At 34.6% G+C, this 24,572-nt stretch carries 22 protein-coding genes; 14 read left to right on the top strand and 8 right to left on the bottom strand.

The annotated features are described in order from the left end of the window. Positions 1-29: 29 nt before the first annotated feature. From BT156_RS09745 to BT156_RS09715, 7 genes are all read left to right on the top strand, one after another. Positions 30-1,304: an acetyl-CoA hydrolase/transferase family protein gene (locus BT156_RS09745; RefSeq protein WP_072409604.1), complete on the top strand. Its 1,275-nt coding sequence runs from the start codon at positions 30-32 to the stop codon at positions 1,302-1,304. A gap of 141 nt (positions 1,305-1,445) precedes the next feature. Further along, the gene (locus tag BT156_RS09740) at positions 1,446-2,228 is read left to right on the top strand and encodes a hypothetical protein (protein ID WP_072409602.1); all 783 of its coding nucleotides are present in this window, start codon (positions 1,446-1,448) and stop codon (positions 2,226-2,228) included. 240 nt (positions 2,229-2,468) lie between these two features. Next, positions 2,469-3,599, top strand: a complete 1,131-nt coding sequence (gene hppD / locus BT156_RS09735) for a 4-hydroxyphenylpyruvate dioxygenase (protein ID WP_072409600.1) — start codon at positions 2,469-2,471, stop codon at positions 3,597-3,599. Between the two features lie 68 nt (positions 3,600-3,667). Then, complete coding sequence (locus BT156_RS09730; protein ID WP_072409598.1) at positions 3,668-4,123, top strand: hypothetical protein; 456 nt, start codon at positions 3,668-3,670, stop codon at positions 4,121-4,123. Between the two features lie 103 nt (positions 4,124-4,226). Beyond that, positions 4,227-5,474: a fumarylacetoacetase gene (gene fahA / locus BT156_RS09725; protein ID WP_072409596.1), complete on the top strand. Its 1,248-nt coding sequence runs from the start codon at positions 4,227-4,229 to the stop codon at positions 5,472-5,474. Positions 5,475-5,513: 39 nt separating this feature from the next. Next, positions 5,514-5,921 carry a GxxExxY protein gene (locus BT156_RS09720; protein ID WP_072409594.1) on the top strand — a complete coding sequence of 136 codons (408 nt, stop codon included), beginning with the start codon at positions 5,514-5,516 and terminating at the stop codon, positions 5,919-5,921. Positions 5,922-6,059: 138 nt separating this feature from the next. After that, complete coding sequence (locus BT156_RS09715; RefSeq protein WP_072409592.1) at positions 6,060-6,881, top strand: flavin reductase family protein; 822 nt, start codon at positions 6,060-6,062, stop codon at positions 6,879-6,881. Positions 6,882-6,933: 52 nt separating this feature from the next. Here the strand turns inward: BT156_RS09715 and BT156_RS09710 are convergent, their stop codons facing one another. After that, positions 6,934-7,782, bottom strand: a complete 849-nt coding sequence (locus BT156_RS09710) for an alpha/beta hydrolase family protein (RefSeq protein ID WP_072409590.1) — start codon at positions 7,780-7,782, stop codon at positions 6,934-6,936. 271 nt (positions 7,783-8,053) lie between these two features. On the opposite strand from BT156_RS09710, the gene BT156_RS09705 reads away from it, so the two are divergent. From BT156_RS09705 to BT156_RS09695, 3 genes are read left to right on the top strand one after another with little or no spacing between them, the layout of a single operon-like run. After that, complete coding sequence (locus BT156_RS09705) at positions 8,054-8,827, top strand: HipA family kinase (RefSeq protein WP_072409588.1); 774 nt, start codon at positions 8,054-8,056, stop codon at positions 8,825-8,827. Continuing rightward, positions 8,814-9,197, top strand: a complete 384-nt coding sequence (locus BT156_RS09700; RefSeq protein WP_072409587.1) for a DUF3037 domain-containing protein — start codon at positions 8,814-8,816, stop codon at positions 9,195-9,197. The genes BT156_RS09705 and BT156_RS09700 overlap by 14 nt, the downstream gene beginning before the upstream one ends. Before the next feature lie 23 nt (positions 9,198-9,220). Then, positions 9,221-10,249 (top strand): alpha/beta hydrolase, encoded by a 1,029-nt coding sequence (locus BT156_RS09695; protein ID WP_072409585.1) that lies wholly within the window; start codon positions 9,221-9,223, stop codon positions 10,247-10,249. On the opposite strand, the gene BT156_RS09690 is transcribed toward BT156_RS09695, so the two are convergent. Further along, entirely contained in the window at positions 10,250-11,017 is a 768-nt protein-coding gene (locus BT156_RS09690; protein WP_139255448.1) for a phospholipase D-like domain-containing protein, read from the bottom strand. It abuts the gene before it with no gap. 178 nt (positions 11,018-11,195) lie between these two features. Further along, the gene (locus BT156_RS09685) at positions 11,196-13,916 is read right to left on the bottom strand and encodes a TonB-dependent receptor plug domain-containing protein (RefSeq protein WP_072409583.1); all 2,721 of its coding nucleotides are present in this window, start codon (positions 13,914-13,916) and stop codon (positions 11,196-11,198) included. Between the two features lie 336 nt (positions 13,917-14,252). Between BT156_RS09685 and BT156_RS21885 the strand changes: the two genes are divergently transcribed. Continuing rightward, positions 14,253-14,402, top strand: a complete 150-nt coding sequence (locus BT156_RS21885; RefSeq protein WP_228430087.1) for a hypothetical protein — start codon at positions 14,253-14,255, stop codon at positions 14,400-14,402. 147 nt (positions 14,403-14,549) lie between these two features. On the opposite strand, the gene BT156_RS09680 is transcribed toward BT156_RS21885, so the two are convergent. Then, the gene (locus tag BT156_RS09680) at positions 14,550-16,880 is read right to left on the bottom strand and encodes an ATP-dependent helicase (protein ID WP_072409581.1); all 2,331 of its coding nucleotides are present in this window, start codon (positions 16,878-16,880) and stop codon (positions 14,550-14,552) included. Positions 16,881-17,052: 172 nt separating this feature from the next. On the opposite strand from BT156_RS09680, the gene BT156_RS09675 reads away from it, so the two are divergent. The 3 genes from BT156_RS09675 (at position 17,053) to secG (ending at position 20,992) form a co-directional block, all read left to right on the top strand. Next, positions 17,053-18,366: a M16 family metallopeptidase gene (locus BT156_RS09675; protein WP_072409579.1), complete on the top strand. Its 1,314-nt coding sequence runs from the start codon at positions 17,053-17,055 to the stop codon at positions 18,364-18,366. A gap of 109 nt (positions 18,367-18,475) precedes the next feature. Beyond that, positions 18,476-20,509, top strand: coding sequence for a M16 family metallopeptidase (locus BT156_RS09670; RefSeq protein ID WP_072409577.1), 2,034 nt, complete (start codon positions 18,476-18,478; stop codon positions 20,507-20,509). Positions 20,510-20,641: 132 nt separating this feature from the next. Continuing rightward, positions 20,642-20,992 carry a preprotein translocase subunit SecG gene (gene secG, locus BT156_RS09665; protein ID WP_072409763.1) on the top strand — a complete coding sequence of 117 codons (351 nt, stop codon included), beginning with the start codon at positions 20,642-20,644 and terminating at the stop codon, positions 20,990-20,992. A gap of 72 nt (positions 20,993-21,064) precedes the next feature. Here secG and BT156_RS09660 read toward each other — a convergent pair whose 3' ends face one another. The 4 genes from BT156_RS09660 to BT156_RS09645 are packed head-to-tail and all read right to left on the bottom strand — an operon-like array spanning position 21,065 to position 24,558. Then, positions 21,065-22,090: a WaaS/CpsH family glycosyltransferase gene (locus BT156_RS09660; protein WP_072409575.1), complete on the bottom strand. Its 1,026-nt coding sequence runs from the start codon at positions 22,088-22,090 to the stop codon at positions 21,065-21,067. Next, positions 22,087-23,220 (bottom strand): NAD-dependent epimerase/dehydratase family protein, encoded by a 1,134-nt coding sequence (locus tag BT156_RS09655; RefSeq protein ID WP_072409573.1) that lies wholly within the window; start codon positions 23,218-23,220, stop codon positions 22,087-22,089. The genes BT156_RS09660 and BT156_RS09655 overlap by 4 nt, the downstream gene beginning before the upstream one ends. 4 nt (positions 23,221-23,224) lie before the next feature. After that, a complete protein-coding gene (locus BT156_RS09650; protein ID WP_072409571.1) occupies positions 23,225-23,776 on the bottom strand; it encodes an acyltransferase in 552 nt (183 codons plus the stop codon). Further along, a complete protein-coding gene (locus tag BT156_RS09645; protein ID WP_072409569.1) occupies positions 23,773-24,558 on the bottom strand; it encodes a glycosyltransferase family 2 protein in 786 nt (261 codons plus the stop codon). The genes BT156_RS09650 and BT156_RS09645 overlap by 4 nt, the downstream gene beginning before the upstream one ends. Positions 24,559-24,572: the final 14 nt, after the last annotated feature.

Here is a 24,572-nt window from a genome sequence, read left to right as displayed (position 1 = left end):
TTTAAGAGATTAAAATTAAAAACTCTAATATGTATAATTATATTAGCGCAGAAGAAGCAATTTATACCGTAAAAAGCGGAAACCGCGTGTTTTTTCATGGAAGTGCATGTACTCCAAATTATTTAATTGATGAATTGGCAAGACAATCTCACAGACTGCAAAATGTAGAAATGGTTTCTATCACTCAGCAGGGCGCTGTAGAAATTGCCAAACCAGAATATAAGGACAGTTTTTTTGTTAACTCACTATTTGTTTCCACACCGGTAAGAAATGCGGTTAATTCCGAAAACGGAGATTATGTTCCTATTTTTTTAAGTGAAATTCCTATTCTTTTCAGAAAAAATATTTTACCGCTGGATGTTGCTTTAATTACAGTTTCTCCACCGGACAAACACGGATTTTGCACATTGGGAACTTCAGTAGATGTTGCAAGAGCCGCTGTAGATACTGCTAAATTGGTTGTTGCCATCGTAAATCCTTTAATGCCAAGAACCCACGGCGACGGAATGATCCACATCAGCAGAATTCACAAGTTGGTTTGGCATGAAGAGGAGCTTCAAACCGTAGATTACGGTTCAAAAGTAGGACCTGATGAAATGCTTGTCGGGAAAAATGTTGCTGAATTGATTGATGACAGATCAACCTTACAAATGGGTATCGGAACCATTCCTGATGCGGTTTTAAAATGTTTAGGAAATCATAAAGACCTTGGAGTTCACACCGAAATGTTGAGCGACGGAGTGATTGATTTAATTCAAAATGATGTTATCAACAATAAATATAAGGGCTATCACGATAATAAAACCATTACAAGTTTCTGTTTCGGAACAAGAAAACTGTACGATTATGTAGACGACAATACTGTTTTCGATTTCAAAGATGTGAGTGATGTCAACTTTCCGATCAATATCATGAGAAATAATAAAATGGTTGCGATTAATTCAGCCATTGAAATTGATCTTACCGGACAAGTCTGTGCAGATTCTATTGGAACCATGCAATACAGCGGAATTGGTGGCCAGATGGACTTCATGAGAGGTGCCGCCCTGAGCGAAGATGGAAAACCAATTATTGCCATCACTTCAAGAACTAAAAAAGGCGTTTCCAGAATTGTTCCTTTCCTTAAACAGGGTGCGGGTGTTGTTACCACAAGAGGTCATATTCATTGGGTGGTTACTGAATACGGAACAGCTTATCTTTATGGTAAAAATCTGCGTCAAAGAGCCCAGGAATTAATTAGCATCGCACATCCTGACGATAGAGAGATGTTGGAAAGAGCAGCTTTTGAAAGATTTAAGCATTAACAACGTTAATATTTAAATTATTCCTTGATTTATTTTATTTAATGCAAAAAAAACGTACTTTTAACTTAACATAAAGAAATGGTAAAAATGCCTTAAGGTTTTGGCAGAATATTTGATAAAAACCTTTTTAAAATCAGGAACTTGAAGACTATATATAATTCGATAAGGGAGGAAGTTGTAAGACATTCTAAAGTAAAAAACTCAGTTTTAGGGAATGTTGGCGAATGGAAGAGAAGCCATTATATAATTCTTTCTGAGATCATCAAAGATGAGCTGTCGGAATCTGAAGAGATGAAAGGCGGAAAAAAATTCGAAATAGGAAACACTATTTCGCACGTTACCTTACAACGCTTTTTTGAAAATGACTATCAGGATAAAACTCATAATGATTTAAGATTTTTAAAGACTTTAGATAAAATATGTATTTTTTTAGGCTATAAAGACCTTAATGCTTACATACAGTTTATAAAAGAGAAAAAACAGGAAAATGACTCCGATGATCAGACATTTTTAAAACAAATGGTTTATGATTATTGTGCGACTGTTTTTGAGTTTTATAAAAAATTTCCTGATCATAAAACAGAATTATTCAAACCATTGGTTTTTGACGATTCTCCGTTTTTAGAAAGAGCATCACAATTCAGCAGAGAATTATGTGAACGGGATTTTCAGTTGGTAACAAAAAATAACCGCTCCAACTTTGAAGTTTTCGATATTCATGTTGTTACGGACGAACCCGATAAAAAAATATTAGAATCTCAGGAATTCTGGAATCTTTTATTCAAAGTTGGTGAAACTGGTGAGGAACATTTTGTAAATCAACTCAATACACAAATCTATTTCATCAAAAAAATAGATAACATCTGGAAAATATGGGACAATTACAATCCCGATGCAGGAAGATTAAATAAGAAAACCGAATAACATAAAAAATGAAAGCCGTAGAGATCTACGGCTTTCACATTTTCGAAATATTTTTTTTCCACTTGCTTTGTGTACACAAATGTAGATAACCTAATCGTTATATAAGAAACTTAAATATACTTAAATGAACTCTTCTTTATGATTATGTTAACTATATGTAAGGATTACACATTAATATTTTTAAGGTTTCAGGGAATTTTGTATTTTGCATACCTATAAAATAAAAGTAAAAGAGAAAATATGTCAACACTTACATTTGCCGAAAAAATTGCTCAAGCAGAGAATTTTTTACCAATTAATGGTACAGATTACATTGAGTTTTATGTAGGAAATGCTAAACAGGCTGCCCATTATTACAAAACCGCTTTCGGTTTTCAGTCTGTAGCATACGCTGGTCCTGAAACAGGAGTAAGAGACCGTGCATCTTATGTTCTTCAACAAGGAAAAATTAGACTGATCTTAACGACTGGTCTTAAGTCTGACTCCCCAATCAATGAACACGTAAAAAAGCACGGTGATGGAGTAAAAGTATTGGCACTTTGGGTAGATGATGCTTATCAAGCTTTCGAAGAAACTACAAAAAGAGGCGGAAAACCATATTTAGAGCCTGTAACTTTAACAGATGAGCATGGTGAAGTAAAAATGTCCGGAGTTTACACTTACGGGGAGACTGTTCACATGTTTGTAGAAAGAAAAAATTACACAGGTCCTTTCATGCCTGGTTACCAAAAGTGGGAAAGCGCTTATCAGCCTGAAGACGCAGGTTTATTATATGTAGACCACTGCGTAGGAAATGTAGGTTGGGACAGAATGATTCCAACAGTTGAGTGGTACGAAAAAGTAATGGGATTTGTAAACATCCTTTCTTTTGACGACAAGCAGATCAACACAGAATATTCTGCATTGATGTCTAAAGTAATGTCAAACGGAAACGGATTCGCAAAATTCCCTATCAACGAGCCTGCAGAAGGTAAAAAGAAATCTCAGGTAGAAGAATATCTTGATTTCTATGAAGGAGAAGGTGTACAACACATCGCTGTAGCTACAAAAGACATCATCCATACAGTAACTGAACTTAAAAAACGTGGTGTAGAGTTCCTTTCTGCTCCGCCGGAAGCATATTACGACATGGTTCCTGAAAGAGTTGGCCATATCGATGAAGATCTAAAGAAATTACAGGATTTAGGTATACTTATTGATCATGATGAAGAAGGATATCTTTTACAGATCTTTACAAAGCCTGTAGAAGACCGTCCTACTCTTTTCTTCGAAATCATTGAAAGACACGGTGCACAAAGTTTTGGTGCAGGTAACTTCAAGGCATTGTTCGAAGCATTGGAGAGAGAGCAAGAGAAAAGAGGTAATCTTTAATTAAAAATACAATTACAAGTTTTGTCAGGATTCAGAGTCTTGGCAAAACTTTTTTATAAACACATATTATGAAAAAATTATTTATCGGGATTTTATTTTTGGGAGCATTGAGCTTAAAAGCACAATACGGATCAATGAATGAAATTCTTACCATCCTTGAAGAAAAAAAAGGCATCAATCAGCATCTGGAAAATGAAAGTGTAGACAACAAAAAATTTGTCTTAATTAAAGACGCAGAAGACCATACAGAAAGGGATTTTATTATTATTAAAGGAAAAAATGCTACTTATGTAGAAGTTTTTGACGATAAAGCTACCGGAGAAAGCAGTTCAAATGTTTTTACCGGAGATATTATCAGAAAAAAGAACATTATTTCTTTACGGGCGAATATGCTTGAAAATAAAAAAGTTCCGATTCCGGTTACCAAAACTTTATTGCTTACAAAGCAGAAAGATATTCTGTATCTTATCGATGTCAACACAAAAGACAGATGGATAGATGAAGCATCGTATTCAAAAAAATAATATAAATCTTGGAAGAACACTCGTCATTGCAAAAAGCGTAAGTTTATGCTGAGCCTGTCGAAGTAAGCAATCTTTTTAATAATCTAAACTAAATTCAAATCTTATGAAATCATTTGTAGAGTATTCCTCCAATTCGGACTTTTCAATACACAATATTCCGTTCGGAGTAGCAGTTTTTAACAAAGAATATATCGGATGTTGTACAAGAATCGGAGATCAGATCGTTGATCTTGCGACGTTGTACGACCTTAGTTATTTTGAAGACATTGACGGATTAGAAGACAATGTTTTTGAAGCATATACCTTAAACGAATTTATTGAGCTGGGAAAACCCGTTACCAATGCAGTTCGTTTAAAAATTCAGGAATTATTACTTGAAGGTTCTATCTTGTCTAAAGATCAGAAAACCATTGAAGATGCTTTCTATGATTTGGATAAAGTAAAAATGATGATGCCGGTTCACATTCCGAACTACACAGATTTTTACAGCAGCATCGAACATGCAACCAATGTTGGAAAAATGTTCCGTGACCCTGCCAATGCATTATTACCAAACTGGAAACACTTGCCTGTAGGATATCACGGCAGAGCTTCATCAATTGTGGTTTCAGGAACGGATATCAACCGTCCAAAAGGTCAGACGAAACCTGCAGATGCAGACAAACCGGTTTTCGGACCTTCAAAACAATTGGATTTTGAATTAGAAATGGCTTTCATCATCAACAAAAATACAGACATGGGTGAAAGTATTCCCACAAATGAAGCGGAAGACGCTATTTTTGGGATGATTATTTTCAACGACTGGTCAGCAAGAGATATTCAATCCTGGGAATATGTTCCACTAGGACCATTTTTAGCTAAAAACTTCGGTTCATCAGCTTCTCCTTGGGTTGTAACGTTGGAAGCTTTAGAGCCGTTCAGAACAGCTTCTCCTACACAAGATCCTGAAGTTTTAGATTATTTAAAATTTGAAGGAGATAAAAATTACGATATTAATTTAGAGGTTTATTTACAACCGGAAAACGGTGAAGAAAACTTAATCTCTGAAAGCAATTATAAATTCATGTACTGGAATATGACTCAGCAATTGGCGCATCACACCGTAAACGGTTGTAATGTAGAAGTTGGTGATTTATACGCAAGTGGAACGATTTCCGGAAGCGATCCAAAATCTTTCGGTTCTATGCTTGAGTTGACATGGAGAGGGCAAAACCCAATCAAACTAAGCAACGGACAAGAAAGAAAATTCATCGATGATAACGACACCGTAACGATGAAAGCCTGGGCTGAAAAAGACGGTATCAGAGTTGGTTTCGGTGAAGTAAGCGGAAAAATAATTCCTACTAAATAATAACAATAATATTTAACCACAAAAGTCACAAAAGATTTTATGATTACACAATCTTATCTGACTGATTTAACATATAAGATAAATGGTGCTTGCATAGAAGTTCACAAAATTCTTGGCGCGGGCTTATTAGAAAGTGTTTATCATAAATGTTTGGAAGAAGAATTTAGATTGAGAAATATAAATTTTAAATCTGAATTCAAAATTCCTATAGTCTATAAAGGAAAAGAAATTAATTGTGATTTCTTTTGTGATATTTTGGTTGAAGATTTAATTGTTGTTGAATTGAAAGCTGTTTCTGAATTAAACGAAATTCATCGAGCTCAACTTCTGAATTATATTAATTTAATGAAAAAACCTAAAGGAATTCTAGTAAACTTTAATGTGAAAAATTTATATAACGATGGGCAAGAAACTTTTGTAAATAAATATTACAATATGCTTTTTTGATCTTAAAAGAATTAAGACTTCTCATCTTAGATTAATTATCTTTTGTGACTTTTGTGGTTCAAATCTCATCAACATATAAGCTTAAAATATTTCTTCTAAAAAATAAACTTTTGTCTTTTTTTGGTCAAAACAAAAAATATGAAAACAGTAACCCCATCCGAAATATCCTCAGTACAACTACAACTCATTATGCAGACAGCCGTTTCACCGCGTCCGATTGCATTGGCTTCAACGGTAGATAAAGACGGTAATCATAATTTATCGCCATTCAGTTTTTTTAATATGTTCAGCACGGTTCCTCCGATCTTGATCTTTTCACCATCGAGAAGAGTGCGTGACAATACCACGAAACATACCTTGGAAAACGTTTTAGAAGTTCCGGAAGTGGTAATCGGAACCGTAAATTTCCCGATCGTGCAGCAGATTTCTTTAGCTTCTACAGAATATGATAATGGAGTGAATGAATTCATCAAATCTGGTTTAACCATGAAAGATGCTGATCTGGTTCAACCAAAATTAATAGAAGAATGTCCCGTCAACTTTGAATGTAAAGTTTTAGAAATAAAATCTTTGGGAGATCAGGGTGGCGCAGGAAATTTGGTTATCTGTGAGGTTCAGAAAATCCATATCAGAGAAGAATATTTGAATGAAGAAGGAAATTTAGACCAGAAAAAACTCGACATGGTCGCTCGTCTCAGCGGAAACTGGTATTCGAGAAATAATGAAAACAATCTTTTTGAAGTTCCAAAACCATTGGTAACAAAAGGAATTGGCTTTGATCTTCTTCCTGATGCCATCAAACTTAGCAAAATTTTCACAGGAAATGATCTTGGAATGCTTGCTAACGTAGAAGTTTTACCTTCTGAAAATTGCCATGCAGACGAAAATATTCATCAAGAAGCTCAGAAATTATTACTGGAAAACAAAATTAATGAGGCTTGGAAATTATTAATTAAATAATAAAATCTTAATAGTCAAAATAAAAAGGAGTGAAAAATTTTCACTCCTTTCTTTATTCATTTACTATCTTATCATTGATAAATTCAATACATTTTTCGACGACTGTATTCAGTTCTTTTGGTAAATTTTCCACTTCCCAAGGTTCTTTTGACCCAAAAGTATGATTGGCATTTTCAATTAAAAACAATTCAGAATTTGGATTTAAAATATGAAGATGTTCGGCATTTTTTACATCTACACTTTCATCATTTGTCCCGTGAATAACCAACATATGCGCTTTCGCCATTTCCGCGGCTCTTTCAACATCAAAACGGTGTTCATCCTTTTCAAAATCTTCAAAAAACTGATAATAATGAGGCATTTCCTGTTTTGTCCGTCCGTTTAAAACATAATAAACTCCCGCTTTCTTCCAATTTTCGAAAGCTTCATTTTTCGGGAAACGATCTAATGTATCGACACTTGCCAATGTGATCAAACCATTAATTCTTTCATCTTCAAACGTTTTAATAATAGAAATCCCTCCTCCTCGACTGTGTCCGATCAAAACAATTTTCTGGTCATCCACTTTAGAATTTTGAACAAAATAATCAATCACAGCTCCTAAATCTGAAAGTTCTTTAGAATAATTATTATTCCCGAAAGCTTCCAGATCAGCAAAGTTAAGAGGATCTTCAACTGTTGTTCCGTTGTAAGAAAAGTTGAATTTAACAAAGAAAAAACCTGCTTCTGCAAACTTTTCTGCCATTAAACCCCACGCACCCCAATCTTTGTAACCTTTATAACCGTGAACGAAGATTACTAACGGTAATTTTTTATCTGTTTCAGGGTAAAATACATCTGCAAGAAAATCTCTTGTTTCAGAGTTTGGGATGATTATATTTTGTTGTTTTGTAATTTTCATGTTTCGATTTTGTTCTATTTATTTGTTGGTTAATCGCAAAGGCGCTAAGTTTTTATTTTAATTATGTTTTTAAGGCGCAAGAAAATCGGAGATTTTCCTTTATTCATTTTATTTTAATGTTTAAACTCAATCAATTTTATCGCAGATAAAATCTTTGCGTCTTAAAATGTTCCGTTGAAAAATTATTTGCGCCTTTGCGATTACCAACCAATTTTCACTTAAAAATATTAAAAATTGAACTAAACACAAAGTAAAATCTTATTTTTGCGGTATGTTGGATATAAGAACAGTAACTGTCATGCGTTATATTCTGCCACTTCGAGAGGGAGGTTCGCTTCCGGCTTTGGCAGAGGCTGATGATGATTTTAAATATGTTTTGAAATTCCGTGGCGCAGGTCATGGCGTTAAAATGCTAATCTCTGAATTGTTAGGTGGAAAAATCACTGAGATTTTAGGACTGCAAATCCCTGAACTTGTTTTTATAAATCTTGATGTAGATTTTGGAAGAGCAGAAGCGGATGAAGAAATTCAGGATTTGTTGAAAAATTCTGAGGGACTTAATTTAGGACTGCACTATCTTTCCGGTTCGATCACTTATGATCCGAGTGTGAAAATAGATCCGCTTCTGGCATCAAAAATCGTTTGGCTGGATGCATTTATCACCAATATCGACCGTACTTTTAAGAATACCAATCTTTTGATGTGGCATAAAGAATTGTGGGTGATCGACAATGGTGCTTCGTTTTATTTCCACCATTCCTGGCAGAATTTTGATGCGGCAGCGAAAACTCCGTTCAAATATGTGAAAGACCATGTTTTGCTTCCACAGGCGAAAATGCTGGATGAAGCTGATACCTTTGCAAAAGAAGTTTTGAATGATACTGTTTTCAGAGAAATCGTTAATTTGATTCCTGAAGACTGGTTACATTGGAATGACGCCGATGAAACGCCTGAAGAAATTCGTGAGATCTATTTCAACTTCCTGAAAACACGATTAGAAAATTCTGAAATCTTTTTAAACGAAGCCAAAAATGCAAGAGGATAAAATTTACGAATACGCTGTAATACGTCTGGTACCAAAGGTTGAGAGAGAAGAGTTTTTCAATGTCGGGCTCGTTATGTTCTCAAAAAGAGAGAAATTTATCAAAGTAGATTATTATTTATGTCCCGATAAATTTAAACTAATGCACAGCAAACTGGACTACGATGATATTATTCAAAATCTGGAAAGCTTCCGAAAAATAGCGAATGGCGATAAAGACGGCGGACCCATTGCGCAATTTGAAATCCCAGAACGTTTCCGTTGGCTAACAGCCGTGAGAAGTTCTGTTGTTCAAACTTCAAGACCTCATCCGGGAAAATCTAAAGATCTGGAAAAGACTTTTGGTAAACTTTTTGAAGAGTTAGTAAAATAAGGAACTCTTTCAAGAAATATCATATGAAATCATTATCGAGCAGCATATCAATCTACAGGTTTTCAAGAAACCTGTTTTTTGTTTTATTTTTAAATTTATTTACTTTAAGTTTTTCTCAGCTTCCATTTGAACCGAAAACAGGAAAAAGCACCCTGTTACCGGAAAAAACGAATGTTTCTGAAAACATTATCTACAAAACCAATCAAAATGGCGATCAAATGGCTTTGGATATCTACACGCCAAAAGATACCTCATCAGAGAAACTTCCTGTTGTAATTTATGTCTACGGAGGAGGATGGGTAAAAGGTGATAAAACCATACGATCAGAGACTTATATTGAAGATATGTTTCTAAAATTGGTTGAAAAGAAATATGCTGTAATTGCAATAAATTACACTTTATTAAGCGAGAACATTCATTTTCCGTTACCGCTTCAGGATACTAAAGACGCGATACGATGGGTAAGAAAAAATGCTGAAAAATATAATTTTGACACCAATAATATTGGATTATTCGGAGCTTCATCGGGCGCTCATCTTTCGATGCTTGCAGCTTATACGCAAGATAATGAATTCATCGGAAGTCCTGAACTGGCGGCTTATTCTGCAAAAGTAAATTATGTTGTAGATAATTTTGGTCCGGCAGATCTTAATACACTTCTTCATACCCGAATCGGAAAAGTTCCTGTTTTTTTCGTTGGGTTAATATTTTCAAACAAAATTGTCACTTTGAGAGAAAATCTTGTCAATGGAATTTCCGGATATGATATCAATAAAGACAAAAGAAAAGTTGTAAAATATTTCAAAACCATATCTCCGATAACGTATACAGATACCGCTGTTCCAACTTTAATTGTGCAAGGTGACAAAGATAAAGTTGTTCCTTTGCAACAATCTGAAAAGCTCAGCAGAAAACTAAAAAAAGCCAACGTACAAAATTCTTTAATTATCGTAAAAGACGGAATGCACGGATTTGGAACAACCGACAAGACGTATTTACATCAAATCAATAATGAAATGGTAAATTTTATTGTTTCGCAAAAGAAAAACTAATTAATTTCCAGGTTCATCATAGAGCTGACTTCCCCAAAACTGAATGTCTCTTTCAGCTAAATTTGAATTAAAAAATAAATCTTTCATTTCTTCAATGATTTTTTTCACAGCATTAATATCCGTTGTCCTGATTCTTGTTTCATGGTTTTCCTTTACACCGCTTCCTGTAAAATTAAGGGAACCTAAATAAGCTATTTCATCATCAATAACGTAAATTTTGCTATGAATAAAGGTTTTATTGAAAGAATTTCCACTATTAGGCGAAACAAAAACCTTGAAAGGAAATAGCTGTTTATAGGTGTAATGATAGACTTTGGTATTTTTAATTTTCTTAACCACAGAATCTCTAACAAAAAAAATTAAAATGACAATAATAAAACCAAACGCAAATTTCAAGTCTTTCAAAAGATACATTAAAGGAAACAGAACGACTGCCAGCCCGATCATTGCAAAAAGTAGAGTTCCCGATAAGCTCTCTAAATTATCTCTCGTTTCTTTTGCTTTCTGATCGACGTGTTTGTTTTGAATAATTAATTTGTGAATATTTTTTTCATATCCATAAAAATCTTCTATTTCATCGCTTGTAATAAGTTTAATATTGATCCCTCTGGAATGAAGAAAAATCAATTCTTTAATTAAAAACGGAGAAAGATAGGGAGATACAATTTTTACATTTTTCTTTGCATTTCTTATATCCTGCATCAGTTTTGCTCCGGCGCCTTTTCCCATGTAGATATCGCACACTGCATTATTATAAAAAGTTCCCATTCTTAATAAAAATTGAAGTTTTTCATTACTTGTTTTGTTGTTTTTATCGGACAGCAAAAATAGTTCAACTTTAAATATTTTAACCCCTTAAAATTAAATCTTTTCTATAATCAACAAAAAACGGATTCCCATAAAGAATCCGTTCCTAATAAATAATAATAGAAAGCTAAAAAAACATTTAAAAATTGAAATTAAGTCTTGAAAATACATATCTGCCATTCTGTCCAAACTGCGATGTAGAACGCGAATAGATGAACTGGTCGTTATTGGTAGACGCTGTAAGATTTTTTGTAGGATAAATATCAAATAAATTATTCACTCCCAACGTAAGACCTACATTTTTTGTAAACTGATAAGCTACGGAAAGATCCGTGATGATTTTTGGAGTGATCTGTTGATGTTCGTTGGTCTCAATAATTCCGTTTCCGTTGGCATCAATGATGTCAGGACTGGTTACTTTTCCGAAATAAGTATTTCTTAAATAAACAATTGTTTTTTCCCAAGAAAGTTGGTTCGATAAACTCGCCTTTACCCTTGGTACAGCTTCTTCAAGATAGATTCTTGATGCTTCAGAAAAATAGACATTTTCTAAATTCGTTTCCTGTAAAGAACCCGAGGAATGTATATTTCCAACTTTTCTCGTCTGATTAAGATTGATCGCAAAATTATTATCCAACTTTACCCCTGAAAACTTCAGATTATGACTGATAACTACATCCAAACCTTTGGTTTCCGTATCAATAGCATTGGCAAATAATTGAACGGCATTTACTCCGGCCTCATCCATAGCCGCTTGTGCCTGAGCTGAAACTGCGGCTCTCGCAAACTGTCCTGTAAGAATAATTCGGTTGTCAATTCTTGTGAAATATCCATCTGCGGTAAATGTTAAATTAACCGCAGGAATTTTATAGGTAAATCCTACACTTGCAGACTTTGAGGTTTCCTGTTTTAAACTTGGAATTCCTAATAAATTGGCAACTTTTGAATCATTACTAAAAGTTCCGACATCCTTTAAAACCCCGTCTGTAAATAAGGTTGAAGTTACATTATAATAAATCTGATGAATTGAAGGAGCCCTAAAACCTGTAGATCCGGCAAATCTGAAGTTTAAATTTTTATCTAATTTAATTCTTGAGGCCAATTTATAATTAAAAGTAGAACCAAAATCAGAATAATTTTCATATCTCGCTGCTGCATCTACCAATAACCAATCCGTGAAATTAAATTCAAAATCTGCGTATCCGGCAAGTGACTGTCGGTTTTTATTTACTGCATTCTCAGGTCTGAAACCTCCAAAAACCTGCGATCCCCCGGGAAGAACATTTCCAAAGAAATCGGTTGGTCTTGCAGAACTGCCATTCCATACATTTCCATTTACATCATAGGTTGCGTATGAAGCTTCTTCTCCCGCAGTGATTTTGAAATTTTCATAACGGTGTTCTGCTCCGAAGGCAATATTAATTCCGCTCCAGACATCATATTTTTTAGACAAATCCAGATTGATTGTATTTTGTGAAAACCTTAATCCACCTGCGCTAAATTCGCTTGGTGAAGCAAATCTCAGAGATGTATTTCCCGTATTCTGAATGGTATAATCAAATGAATTTTGCCCGAAAGTATTACTGAAATCAATATTCCAGCCACTCCAATTTCCTTTAATTCCAGCAGAAAGTGACAAATCCTGAATATCTGTTCCAATTTGTGGTAAATATCCGTTCGCAGCCAATCCTGTAAACGTTCTGCTTTGATTCGGTTTTCTGTAAAAACCTCCGGAAGTCCCTTGTCTGTAGCTGTAACCACCAAAAGTATAGACTTTCCAGTTGTCATTTACAGGAATTTCAATGTTGGCAAATAACTGATGATTGCTGAGTTTAGATTGGCCAACCTGCATATTGAAATCCTTTCTATCCTGCCCTCTGTAGGCTAATTCCTGATCGGTAACATTTGTATTTAAAAGTCCCTGTAAAGCAGTGATGGTAGTAGCCGATTGTATCTGATTTTGAAAATCTGCTGAAAAATAATTTACCCCTTGAGCATATTGATGAATAGAATTAACAATTTGCTGAGAGTTGGGCGTACTTCCAATGTTTGTAAAAAGGGAAGAAAGATTCACTCCATTATTCAAAGCGCGTTGTTCTATGGCGTTGTAAGCATTGTAAATCGTACCGCTTTCTGTTCCCGCTCTGTAAGTCGGATTTCTGAATTGTGAAGTCCATGTTATGTTATAAAAACCACCTTTCTTACCAATTTTATTCCCGTAATTAAGATCAATCTGAATATTCTGTCCGTCAAAATCTCCGGTATTATCATTCGCAGTTGGCGTAAGATTTCCTCCATAATTTACTTGTCCGGTTAGTCTTCCAGTATCTCTTTTCAATTCTAAATTGATAACTCCTGCGATAGCATCCGAACCATACTGAGCGGCAGCTCCGTCACGCAAAACCTCAATTCTCGTTAATGCAAACGATGGGATTGAGTTTAAATCCGTTCCGACACTTCCTCTTCCTGGCGATCCGTTGACATTCACCAAAGCTGAAGTATGTCTTCTTTTTCCATTCACTAAAACTAAGACCTGATCTGGCCCAAGTCCTCTCAACTGCGCAGGATCCAAATGATCTGTACCATCCGCATTCGTCTGAATTGTAGACGTAAAAGATGGAGCCACTGCATTCAATATCTGCGAAATATTAGTTTGCGGAAGAATAACCGAAGATTCTTTTACATTAAATACATCCACAGGAACCGGGCTGTCGACCTTAGATCTTGCCCCACTTCTTGACCCCAAAATTACCACTTCCTCTACATCCCCCGTCTTTAAGGTATCTTTTTGTTGCGCGTATGTATAAGTTCCTAAGAAAAAAAGTACCGAAACTGAAAAAATTGTCTTTTTATTTTTCATAGATTTTCTAAAATAATTAATAATTTATGTTTTTTGAGGAGCAAATGTAAGCCATATTTATTAGTCTACAAAATTAATAGACTTATAAACTTTAAAAATATTCTTTGTCTAAATTTATTAAATACATTTTCTATCAAAAAAGCACCGTCAATTTAATTTTTAAAGAGCAAAATGATATTTTATCAACCCATTTCGTTTCAATAAATATTTTCACTTCAAAGTGATTTAAAATATTAGCACGCTGACTGATAATCAATAACAACTTATTATATTTACACTTAAATCATACATGATATGACTAAATTAAATTTACTTCAAAATAGATAGCTCAAAGGAATGAAAGACAGAGCTGTTTTTACGGGAGATGGTGCAAGGCAATTCTGGCAACGAGCAGAAGATCGTAATCGTGAAACCGCTAAAGCTTATGATGAATTAGGGTTGGCAGAATATGAGGTGATGGAGTCTTTTGTGAAATGGGAAGCTTGAGGATTGATTTTTTACTTGAATTTAAATTCCCACAGATTTGCACAGACGATTACGCATATTTTTTTAATTAAATACAACACAAATATCTGTGCAAATCTGTGGGAGATTATTTTGAGATTGCTTCGTCGCTTCGCTCCTCGCAATGACCTAAATTTTTGTCAGCTTAGCATATTTCAAGATCAGGTTTTTCTCGCCTTCATGCATGAAAACAACTTTGGCTTTGATATTTTGAGGATCTGTTCCATCCAGGAAAGTTACCTCTCCGATTCCAAAACGGTCGTGCCTTACGCTGTCTCCTACTTCGATATCCTGAGAAGAAGCTCCGCTTGGGTTAATGATTTTAGCTGTGCTTACGGGTTTTAATTTTCTAGGCTCTGCAATTGGTTTTGAGCCTTCTGCCCTTTCGATAGATTTCTTTTCAACTTTTTTGAAACTTCTGCCTTCGGATGGATATTCATCAAAAATATTAGATTTCACGCCTGCATTATTAATGAAACGTTTCTCCATAACAGGATTCACAAATTCAATAAATTCTTCATCAATTTCACTTAAAAATCTCGAAGGTTCCCCATCGGTAATTTTCCCCCACTGAAAACGTGAAACGGCATATGAGAAAAACACCTGTTTTTCAGCTCTCGTTAAGGCAACGTAAAATAATCGTCTTTCTTCTTCCACATCTTCTCTGGTTGCAGAACTCATAAAACTTGGGAAAAGATTTTCTTCCAAACCAACCAAGTGAACCACAGGGAATTCCAGTCCTTTTGAAAGGTGAATGGTCATTAAAGAAACCATCTCATCTTCATTATCTTTATTTTGTGTATCCGCCGAAAGAGCAATATTTTCAAGGAAATTCGGTAAGCTTGGATCTCCGTCTTCTAACTGCATTTGCTCTTCTATAAACCCCTGCATAGAGTTCATTAATTCCTGAACGTTTTCTACACGCGAAATTCCTTCCGGAGTCTGATCGTCTTTTAAAAATTTAATCAAACCGCTTCGTTTAGCAACTTCCATCGCAACATTGTAGGCAGTTTCTGCTTTTAACAATACCTGAAATGCCTTGATCATCGACCAAAAATCGCTCAATTTTGTTAAAACTCCATTATTAAAACCTAATTGCGGTGCATAAATCGGAAGATTATCTAAAACATTAGACACAGGAATATTTTGAGAATCCGCAAACACAATCAACTTATTCTGAGTCGTTTCTCCAATTCCTCTTGTCGGATAATTAATGATTCTCATCAACGCTTCCGAGTCATTTTCATTGACCAATAATCGAAGATATCCGATTAAATCTTTAACCTCCTTTCTTTGGTAGAAAGACAGACCTCCATACACTTTGTACGGAATATTTTTACGTCTCAACGCATCTTCAAAAGCACGTGTCTGAGAATTTGTTCTGTATAAAATCGCGAAATCGCTGTATTTTCTTTGATCTCTGTTTCTTAATTCCCAGATATTTCCGGCAACGAAATTGGCTTCGTCAGCATCAGAAAGCGAACGGTAGACTTTTATTTTATCTCCCTGTTCATTTTCACTGAAAACGTTTTTCTTAAACTGCTGTAAGTTTTTAGCAATCACAACATTGGCAGCATTTACGATTGTCTGTGTCGAACGGTAATTTTGCTCCAAAGAAACTGTTACTGCGTCTGTATAATCTTTTTTAAAGTTTAAGATATTGTAAATATTCGCGCCACGGAAAGAGTAAATAGACTGCGCATCATCTCCTACCACACAGATATTTTCAAATTTTGAAGCTAAAGCCTTTACAATAAGATATTGAGAATGGTTTGTATCCTGGTACTCATCCACCAAAATATATCTGAATCTATCCTGATATTTTGCTAAAACTTCCGGAAAACGAGTCAACAATTCGTTGGTTTTCAACAATAGATCATCAAAATCCATTGCCCCGTTTTTGAAACACTGCTCAACATATTTCTGATAGATCTGCCCGATGAATTTCATGTTGGCCTTTTCATCAGCTTCAACCAATTCAGGATTGTTGAAATATGCTTTTACCGTTATCAGGTTATTTTTATAGGTAGAAATTCTTGACTGAACTTTTTTAGGCTTATAAAGATCTGCATCTACATTCATGTCTTTGATCACTTTTCGGATAACATTTAATGCATCCTGCTGATCATAAATCGTAAAATTAGAAGGATAGCCCAAATAATGACCTTCAATTCTTAAAATCCTTGCAAAAACAGAGTGAAAAGTTCCCATCCAAAGGCTTCTCGCATTGCTTTGTCCGACAACTTTTGCAATACGTTCTTTCATTTCTTTTGCAGCCTTATTGGTAAAGGTAAGCGCGAGAATATTGAAAGGGTCTACTCCATTCGTGATCAAATGAGCGATACGCATCGTGAGTACACGAGTTTTTCCGGAACCCGCTCCCGCAAGCACCATCAGAGGTCCTTGTAATGTGGTAACGGCTTCATATTGTGATTCGTTGAGTCCTTTCAGATAATCCATACTGCAAAAAATTTTGGGAACACAAAATTAGTGTATTATATGGAGAATTCAAATTTTAGATTGATCATCTGTATCTATTAAATAAATCATTATTTCATTCAAAAAAAATTCATATTTTATATGTAACAATTCAAGTAATTTCTACACTAATTGACAAAACAATTTCTATTTTATGAAAAAACGACTTCTTTCTGTTGCTGCAGTGGCTTTCTTCGGAATGGCTTTGAATGCACAACAAATTAAATTCGAAGAGTATGACCTACCAAACGGGCTTCACGTAATTCTTCATCAGGATAATTCGGCGCCGGTAGTTACAACAGGGGTAATGTATCACGTAGGTGCAAAGGATGAAGTAAAAGGAAGAACGGGTTTTGCTCACTTTTTCGAGCATCTTTTATTTGAAGGAACTCCAAACATCAAAAGAGGTGACTGGTTTAAAATAGTTTCTTCAAACGGAGGACAAAACAACGCCAACACTACCAACGACAGAACATATTACTACGAAACTTTCCCTTCAAACAACGAGCAACTGGGTCTTTGGATGGAGTCTGAAAGATTGCGTCACGCTGTTATTAACCAAGTTGGGGTAGATACTCAGAGAGAGGTTGTAAAAGAAGAAAAAAGATTGAGAATGGATAACCAGCCTTATGGAAATCTATTCTCAACAGTGCAAAAAAATCTATTTACGAATCACCCATACAACTGGCCTACAATCGGTTCTATGGAAGATTTGAATTCAGCTAAATTAGAAGAATTCCAGGCTTTTTATAAAAAATATTATGTTCCGAACAATGCTACTTTGGTCGTTGCAGGAGACATTAAGCCTGAGCAGACTAAAAAATGGATTCAGGAATATTACGGAGCGATTCCTAAAGGAACCGTTTACCCGAAAGATTATCCGAAAGACGCTCCTATCACTCAGGAAAAAGAAGTTACGGCTACAGACCCTAACATCCAGCTTCCAGCATATATTTTTGCTTACAGAACGCCTGCTAACAAAGAAAAAGATGCTTACATTTTAGATATGCTTTCTTCTTATTTAAGCAGTGGAAAATCTTCAGTTTTATACAAAAAATTAGTTGATCAGGAGAAAAAAGCACTTCAGGTACAGGCTTTCAACCAAGGTCTTGAAGATTATGGAATTTTTGCATTTTTCGCAATCCCAATGGGACAAACGACTAAGCAGACATTACAGACAGACATTGATGCTGAGATCAAAAAACTTCAAACAACTTTAATTTCTCAGGAAGATTATCAGAAACTTCAAAATCAATTTGAGAACCAGTTTGTAAATCAGAATTCGAGCATTCAGGGAATTGCTGCTTCATTAGCAACAAACCACGTTTTGATGGGAGATACCAACTTAATCAACAAAGAAATAGACATCTACAGAGGTATCACAAGAGAAGATCTGCAGAATGCGGCTAAAAAGTATCTTAATCCTAACCAAAGAGTAGTTATTAATTACGTTCCTGAAAAAAAATAATTTTTAAATAGACATGAGGTATTAGATTTTAGACTATCAATCAGTCCTTAGAATTAATAAATATCATCAATGTTTAAAAAAGAATTATTAAAAATTAAATTTTTTACAAATGAAAAAGCAATTAACATATATAGCGGTAGCATTTTTATTCACAGGAATGCTTTCTGCACAAAAAATAGATATTAATGCAATGCCGAAACCGGGACCAACTCCTGCGATCAACATTGCTAAGCCAAAAACTTTCCAGTTAAGCAACGGACTTACCGTAATGGTCGTTGAAAACAATAAACTGCCAAGAGTAAATGTAAACCTTTCTATGGACAGACCTCCATATTACGAAGGGAACGTTACAGGGGTAAGCCAAATTATGGCGGAACAGCTGGAAAACGGAACAACAAATTTAAGCAAAGACGAATTCAACAAAAAAGTTGATTTCTTGGGAGCAAACTTAAACTTCTCTTCCGGAGGTGCTTTTGCTAATACACTGTCAAAATATTTCCCTGAAGTTTTAGGTTTAATGGCAGATGCGATCGTTAATCCAAAATTCTCTGCAGAGGAAATTCAAAACTCTAAAGAAAGAGCTATTGAAGGATTAAAATCTGACGAAAAGAACGCTTCTTCTATCGCTGAAAGAGTTTCAAGAGCTTTAATGTATGGAAAAAATACTTCGAGAGGAGAATTTGAAACCGTTGAATCTATCAGCAAAATTCAATTAGCTGATGTTCAGAATGTGTATAAAAAATATTACGCTCCGGACAACGCGTATTTAGTCATTGTTGGAGATGTGAAGTTTGATCAGGTAAAACCTTTGATCGAGAAAGCTTTCGGAGGATGGAAAAAAGCCAATACACCAATCGGAACTTTAGAACCGGCTTCTAATGTAGCTAAAACCGAGATCAATGTTGTAGATGTTCCTTCCGCAGTGCAGTCTGTAGTTTCTGTAAACAACCTTAACACGTTGAAAATGAAAGACCCTAACTACTTCCCTGCTACAATGGCCAACTATATTTTAGGTGGTGGTGGTGAAGCAAGACTTTTCATGAATCTTCGTGAGAAAAACGGTTTTACATACGGAGCTTATTCTAGCATGACTGCAAGCAAGTTTTCTCCGGAATTCTCTGCTGAAGCAAGTGTGAGAAATGAGGTTACGGATAAAGCGGTTAAGGAATTTATGAATGAACTTAACGCTATTTCTACCGTAAAACCAGAAGAATTAGAAAATGCTAAAGCTAAATTGAAAGGATCTTTCATCCTGTCTCTAGAAAAGCCTGAAACGATCGCAAGATTTGCTTTAAACCAAAAAGTTCAGGATCTGCCTTCTGATTTTTATACTAATTATTTAAAATCAATTGATAAAGTAACAGCTGCAGATATTACCAATGCTGTAAAAGCTACTATTTTACCAAACCAAAGCAGAATTTTCATCGCTGGTAAGGCTTCTGATATTTCTGAAGGATTGGAAAAATTGGGTTACCCTGTAAAATATTTTGATAAAGATGCAAATCCCGTTGCAAAACCTGCTGCTCAGAAAGTTGACGCAAGTGTAACAATAGGATCTGTAGCTGATAAATATATCAATGCTATCGGAGGTTTGGCAGCTGTTCAAAAGATCACTTCAATCTCTTCTGACGCTACTACTAAGGTTCAGGGAATGGATATGAGCATGAAAATGATCCAGGGAAAGAACGGAAAAATGGCGATGAATGTTAGCATGATGGGAAATACAGTTCAAAAAATTGTATTTGACGGAAAAGACGGTTACATGGAAGCTCAAGGAAAGAAAATGCCTCTTAACGATAAGCAAAAAGCTGATATGTCGAAAGATGTTGAGCTTTTCCCGGAACTTACTTTTGCAAAATCGCCTGAGTACAAACTTGCAGGAATCGAAAAATACAACAATGAAGATTCTTACGTTGTAAAAGGTGCAAAAGAAACGTATTACTACAGCGTAAAAACCGGTTTGAAAACTGGTGAGGTAAAAGCTGGAGAAGGAGGTTCTATCCCAACAAGCTATGCAGATTACAAGGATGTTTCAGGAGTTAAATTACCTTTCACGATTACTCAGAATATGGGTGGAATGGATATTAATTTAACGGTACAGTCTTACCTGATCAATCAGGCAAAAGATTCTGATTTCAAATAAGAACAACCAATTTCATATAAAAAACGGCAACAATTGTTGTCGCTTTTTATTTTTATTAACATTTGCGAACATCTTTCTTTGTCATTCGGTAAAAAAAGATTAAATTTGCCCATTCAAAAAGATATCGAATTAATGGATACTATATTTATATTATTGATGGTTCTTATTATGATTGCTAGTGTTTTATTAGTAATCGTTGTTATGGCTCAGAACCCAAAAGGTGGAGGTCTTTCAAGTACGTTCGGAGGTGCATCTTCTGCACAGTTCGGAGTACAAAGAACCAATGACTTCATGGAAAAAGCAACTTGGAGTTTAGGAGCAATCATTATCGTTCTTATCCTTATCAGTGTTGTAATTACAGGAAAACCGACACAAACGGCTCCCGCTCAACAGTCAATTAAAAAAGAAGCACCTGCAAAATCTGCTCCGGCTTCTAAAACAGCTACTCCGGCTAACGCTCCTGCGACACCACCGGCTAAATAAGCAAATAATTTTTTACATATAAAAATAACTCTCGGCTTCGAGAGTTATTTTTTTTATTCCTTTAACTGATTTTTATCTGTATTGATTCCAATAATCATCCTGGTTAGATATAAATAGACACTCAATAAAAGAATCCAAAGACATCATATGCAGTGTTTCTTTATCCAATGGTTCAAAGTCTGTTTTAAAGAATTGGGCGTCTAATTGAATATCTTCACGATCAAGAACAAAAATATTTTTAGAATTATAAAAAGGGTAATTTTTAATATCTGTGTTCGCTGTTATCAACTTTCTTCCCGAAGCCAACACTTCAAACGTTCTGATCGTTAAACCATATTGAAAAGGCTTATTAATGTCTAATACAGATTTTGATTTCTGATAATAATCGATGATTTGCTGATGATTGAGCTTATTGAAGCTTAACTTTTCATTATCGAATTTCTTAAGATTTTTATCAATTAATTTTTTAATTCTAAAAGCAATTTTTCCCATTGCATAATAATAGAAAAAAGTCTTTAAATTAAGAGCATCAGCTTTAGCTTTTACTTCTTCTCCTACGATGTAACGGTCTGTGTGAGCGCTTCCGATAAATACAATGTCATATTCAAAAGCCTTAGAATTTTGATTTAAATTTTTATATTCATCCAAATAAAAAAGTGGCCTGAAATTTAATCCATACTTCACAGAATCATCATATTCAAACGTAATTTTTCTGTCGAAATATTTGAGATTTGAAATAAGATTTGGATATTCCTTTAATGGATCGAAATTGTAATAAATCATTTCCATTTCAGGATTCAATTCTCTTATTTTTTCAAGAAAAAAAACAGGGATTGCCTCTCCTTTTATTAATAGAAAATAATCGTATTTCTTATTTTTAATCTCATCTAAAATTGTATTGTAATATTTTGTAATCTGAGATTGATACAATCTTTTATTAAAGCGAATAATTCCCTTTGAAAAATTGGAATTGGACGGTCTCTCATCATAAAAATCAACCTCAGCGCCTAGCTCGGTAAGTCTTTTTGCAATAGCTCTTTCATATTTAAAAAAGCTAACCGATAAGAAAAGTATCTTTTTATCCTTTAAACTGATCATTTTAAAAGTCCTTTAACCTTCATTTCTTCCAACGATTCTTTGAATTTTATATCCTGAATATTCTGTTGTAACACCCAAGTTGTAAACCTCGACATTCCTTCTTCGAAAGAAATTTTTGGCTGGAAATTAAGCTTTGATTTAATTTTACTGATATCCGCAAAATTATGTCTGATGTCTCCCAAACGAAACTGCCCGGAAACATTAATGTCAAAATCTTTATTGTAAAATTTTCGCAGATTTTCAGCAACCGCAGTTACAGCAGTGGAAACTCCTGTTCCTACATTAAAAATTTCACCATTGGCCTCATCATTTTCGATACATTTTATCGTTGCTTCTACGGCATCGTCAACATGTATAAAATCTCTTGATTCTTTCCCATCCTCAAAGACATTAATGTTATTTCCATTAAGGATTTGTGACGAAAAGATAGATAAAATTCCTGTATATGGATTCAATAAAGACTGACCTTCCCCATAAACGTTCTGAAACCTTAATGAAACAGGTTCAATCCCAATAGCAGCGCAGGTTGTCATCACCATTTGCTCCTGATTATGCTTCGTAATTCCGTAAATAGATGTTGGATGAATTTTTGATTCTTCATCGGTCGGAAGAGCTTCAAGAACTTGTCCGTCAGAATATTTCACTTCAAAGTCACCGTTCTTCATTTCTTCAACTTTTCTTGGCTTTGGATAAACCAGTCCAAGCTTTGGGTGAAGATATTTTCCTTCGCCATAAATAGCTCTGGAAGATGCGATGATTACTTTCTTAACATGATGAGGTTTATTAACCAAAATATCCAGCATTTTTGCTGTTCCCGAAACATTTACTTCCGTATACTTTTCGATCAGATACATTGACTGTCCGGTACCTGTTTCAGCCGCCAAATGAACAATTATATCCTGACCTTCAATGGCATTTTCCCAATCTTCACGATTCGTAATATCACCTTTAATAAAGTTGATTTTATTTAAAATACTCCTATACAAAGGTGAATCCTCCGTTGGATCTTCTCCATGGATCTGTGACGAAAGATTATCCAACACCGTTACCTCATGCCCCTTTTTCGTAAGCTCTAATGATAACTTACTTCCTATAAAACCAGCTCCACCGGTGACTAAAATCTTCATCATATGATTAATTGACTTTTTCCCATTTTTGAGTTTCGGGATTAAATTTTTTCACAATTCGAGCCGGAGCCCCAACAATGACACAATAATCAGGAAACTTGCCCCTCACTACTGAGTTTGCTCCTACAACACACTGCTTTCCCAAAACTGTTCCCGCCATAATTGCAGAACCCATCCCAATATAACAATTCTCTCCTATTACTGTATCTTTCACAAGATATTCCTGCTTTACGACATGCTTACCGATCTCTTCATAATCATGATCGATATTGGTAATAAATACGTTGGCTAATATTAACGAACTTTTACCGATCACCAGATTTCCTGCAGAAGTAATATGTACATTTTGTGAAATAATAACATCGTCCTGAATATGAATAGTTCCGGAACGATGAACTTCCAGTCTCAAATGAGGGAAAATCCTAACTTTTTTACCTATAAAAACTTTTTTGATTCCCATTAAAAACAATGGTTTGCCCAAATATCCGGGAAAACCAAATTTTCCGAAAAATGGAGCATACAACACAGCTCTTAATGCCCAAAAAATCTTATAGATCATATTTTTGTTTTTAAAATTCTAACAAAGAATTTGATTTTTGCAAAACAGAAAAAAGAAATATATTCAATAAAATTTATTCTTTTATTTTCATACATTTCACGTAAATTTTTCTGTATTCCTTTTTCCATTTCCGGAAGATTGGCAGATAAACCGGAAACTCCAAATGATTTTTTCCCGCCACCTGTAAAAACCAATTCTTCTGCTAAAATATACATCTTATTATTCTCAGAAATTTTCATCCAATAATTAGCATCTTCTGAATATCTTTGATTTTCATCAAAAAATCCTGTATTTTCTAATACTTTTCTTTTAAATACTGCGGTAGAAGTTTGTCCATCCACTCTTAAAAGTAGTTTTCTCAAAGTCATTTTGGCTAAATTATTCTCTTCTATTTTATAAGGAAACCAAATTTTTTCCCCGTTTCTTAAAGCTGTAATAAAATCCACTTCTTCATTTTTCAGAAAAAACATTTGTCTTTCTGTTTTATTCGGAAGCCATTCATCATCTGAATCTAATAAAGCAATATAATCTCCTTTTGCCAATTTCAACCCTGCATTCCTTGCTTTTGAAACTCCACTATTAGGCTGATTAATCAATTGAATATTAATTTCAGGATTAACCTTTATATAATTTTCAACTAAAATTTTACTACCATCGGTTGAACCATCATTAATCACAATAACCTCAAACTCTCCTACATCATATGTTTGGAATTTAACAGAATTTAAAGCTTTAATAACTGTTTCTTCTGCATTGTACATTGGGATTATTACCGAGATCATTTAAAATTAATTTA

Source organism: Chryseobacterium limigenitum, from assembly GCF_900114875.1.
GTDB classification, from domain to species: domain Bacteria; phylum Bacteroidota; class Bacteroidia; order Flavobacteriales; family Weeksellaceae; genus Chryseobacterium; species Chryseobacterium limigenitum.
Note: the sequence above shows the minus strand (reverse complement) of the source record. Positions and strands in the feature narration are given on the sequence as shown.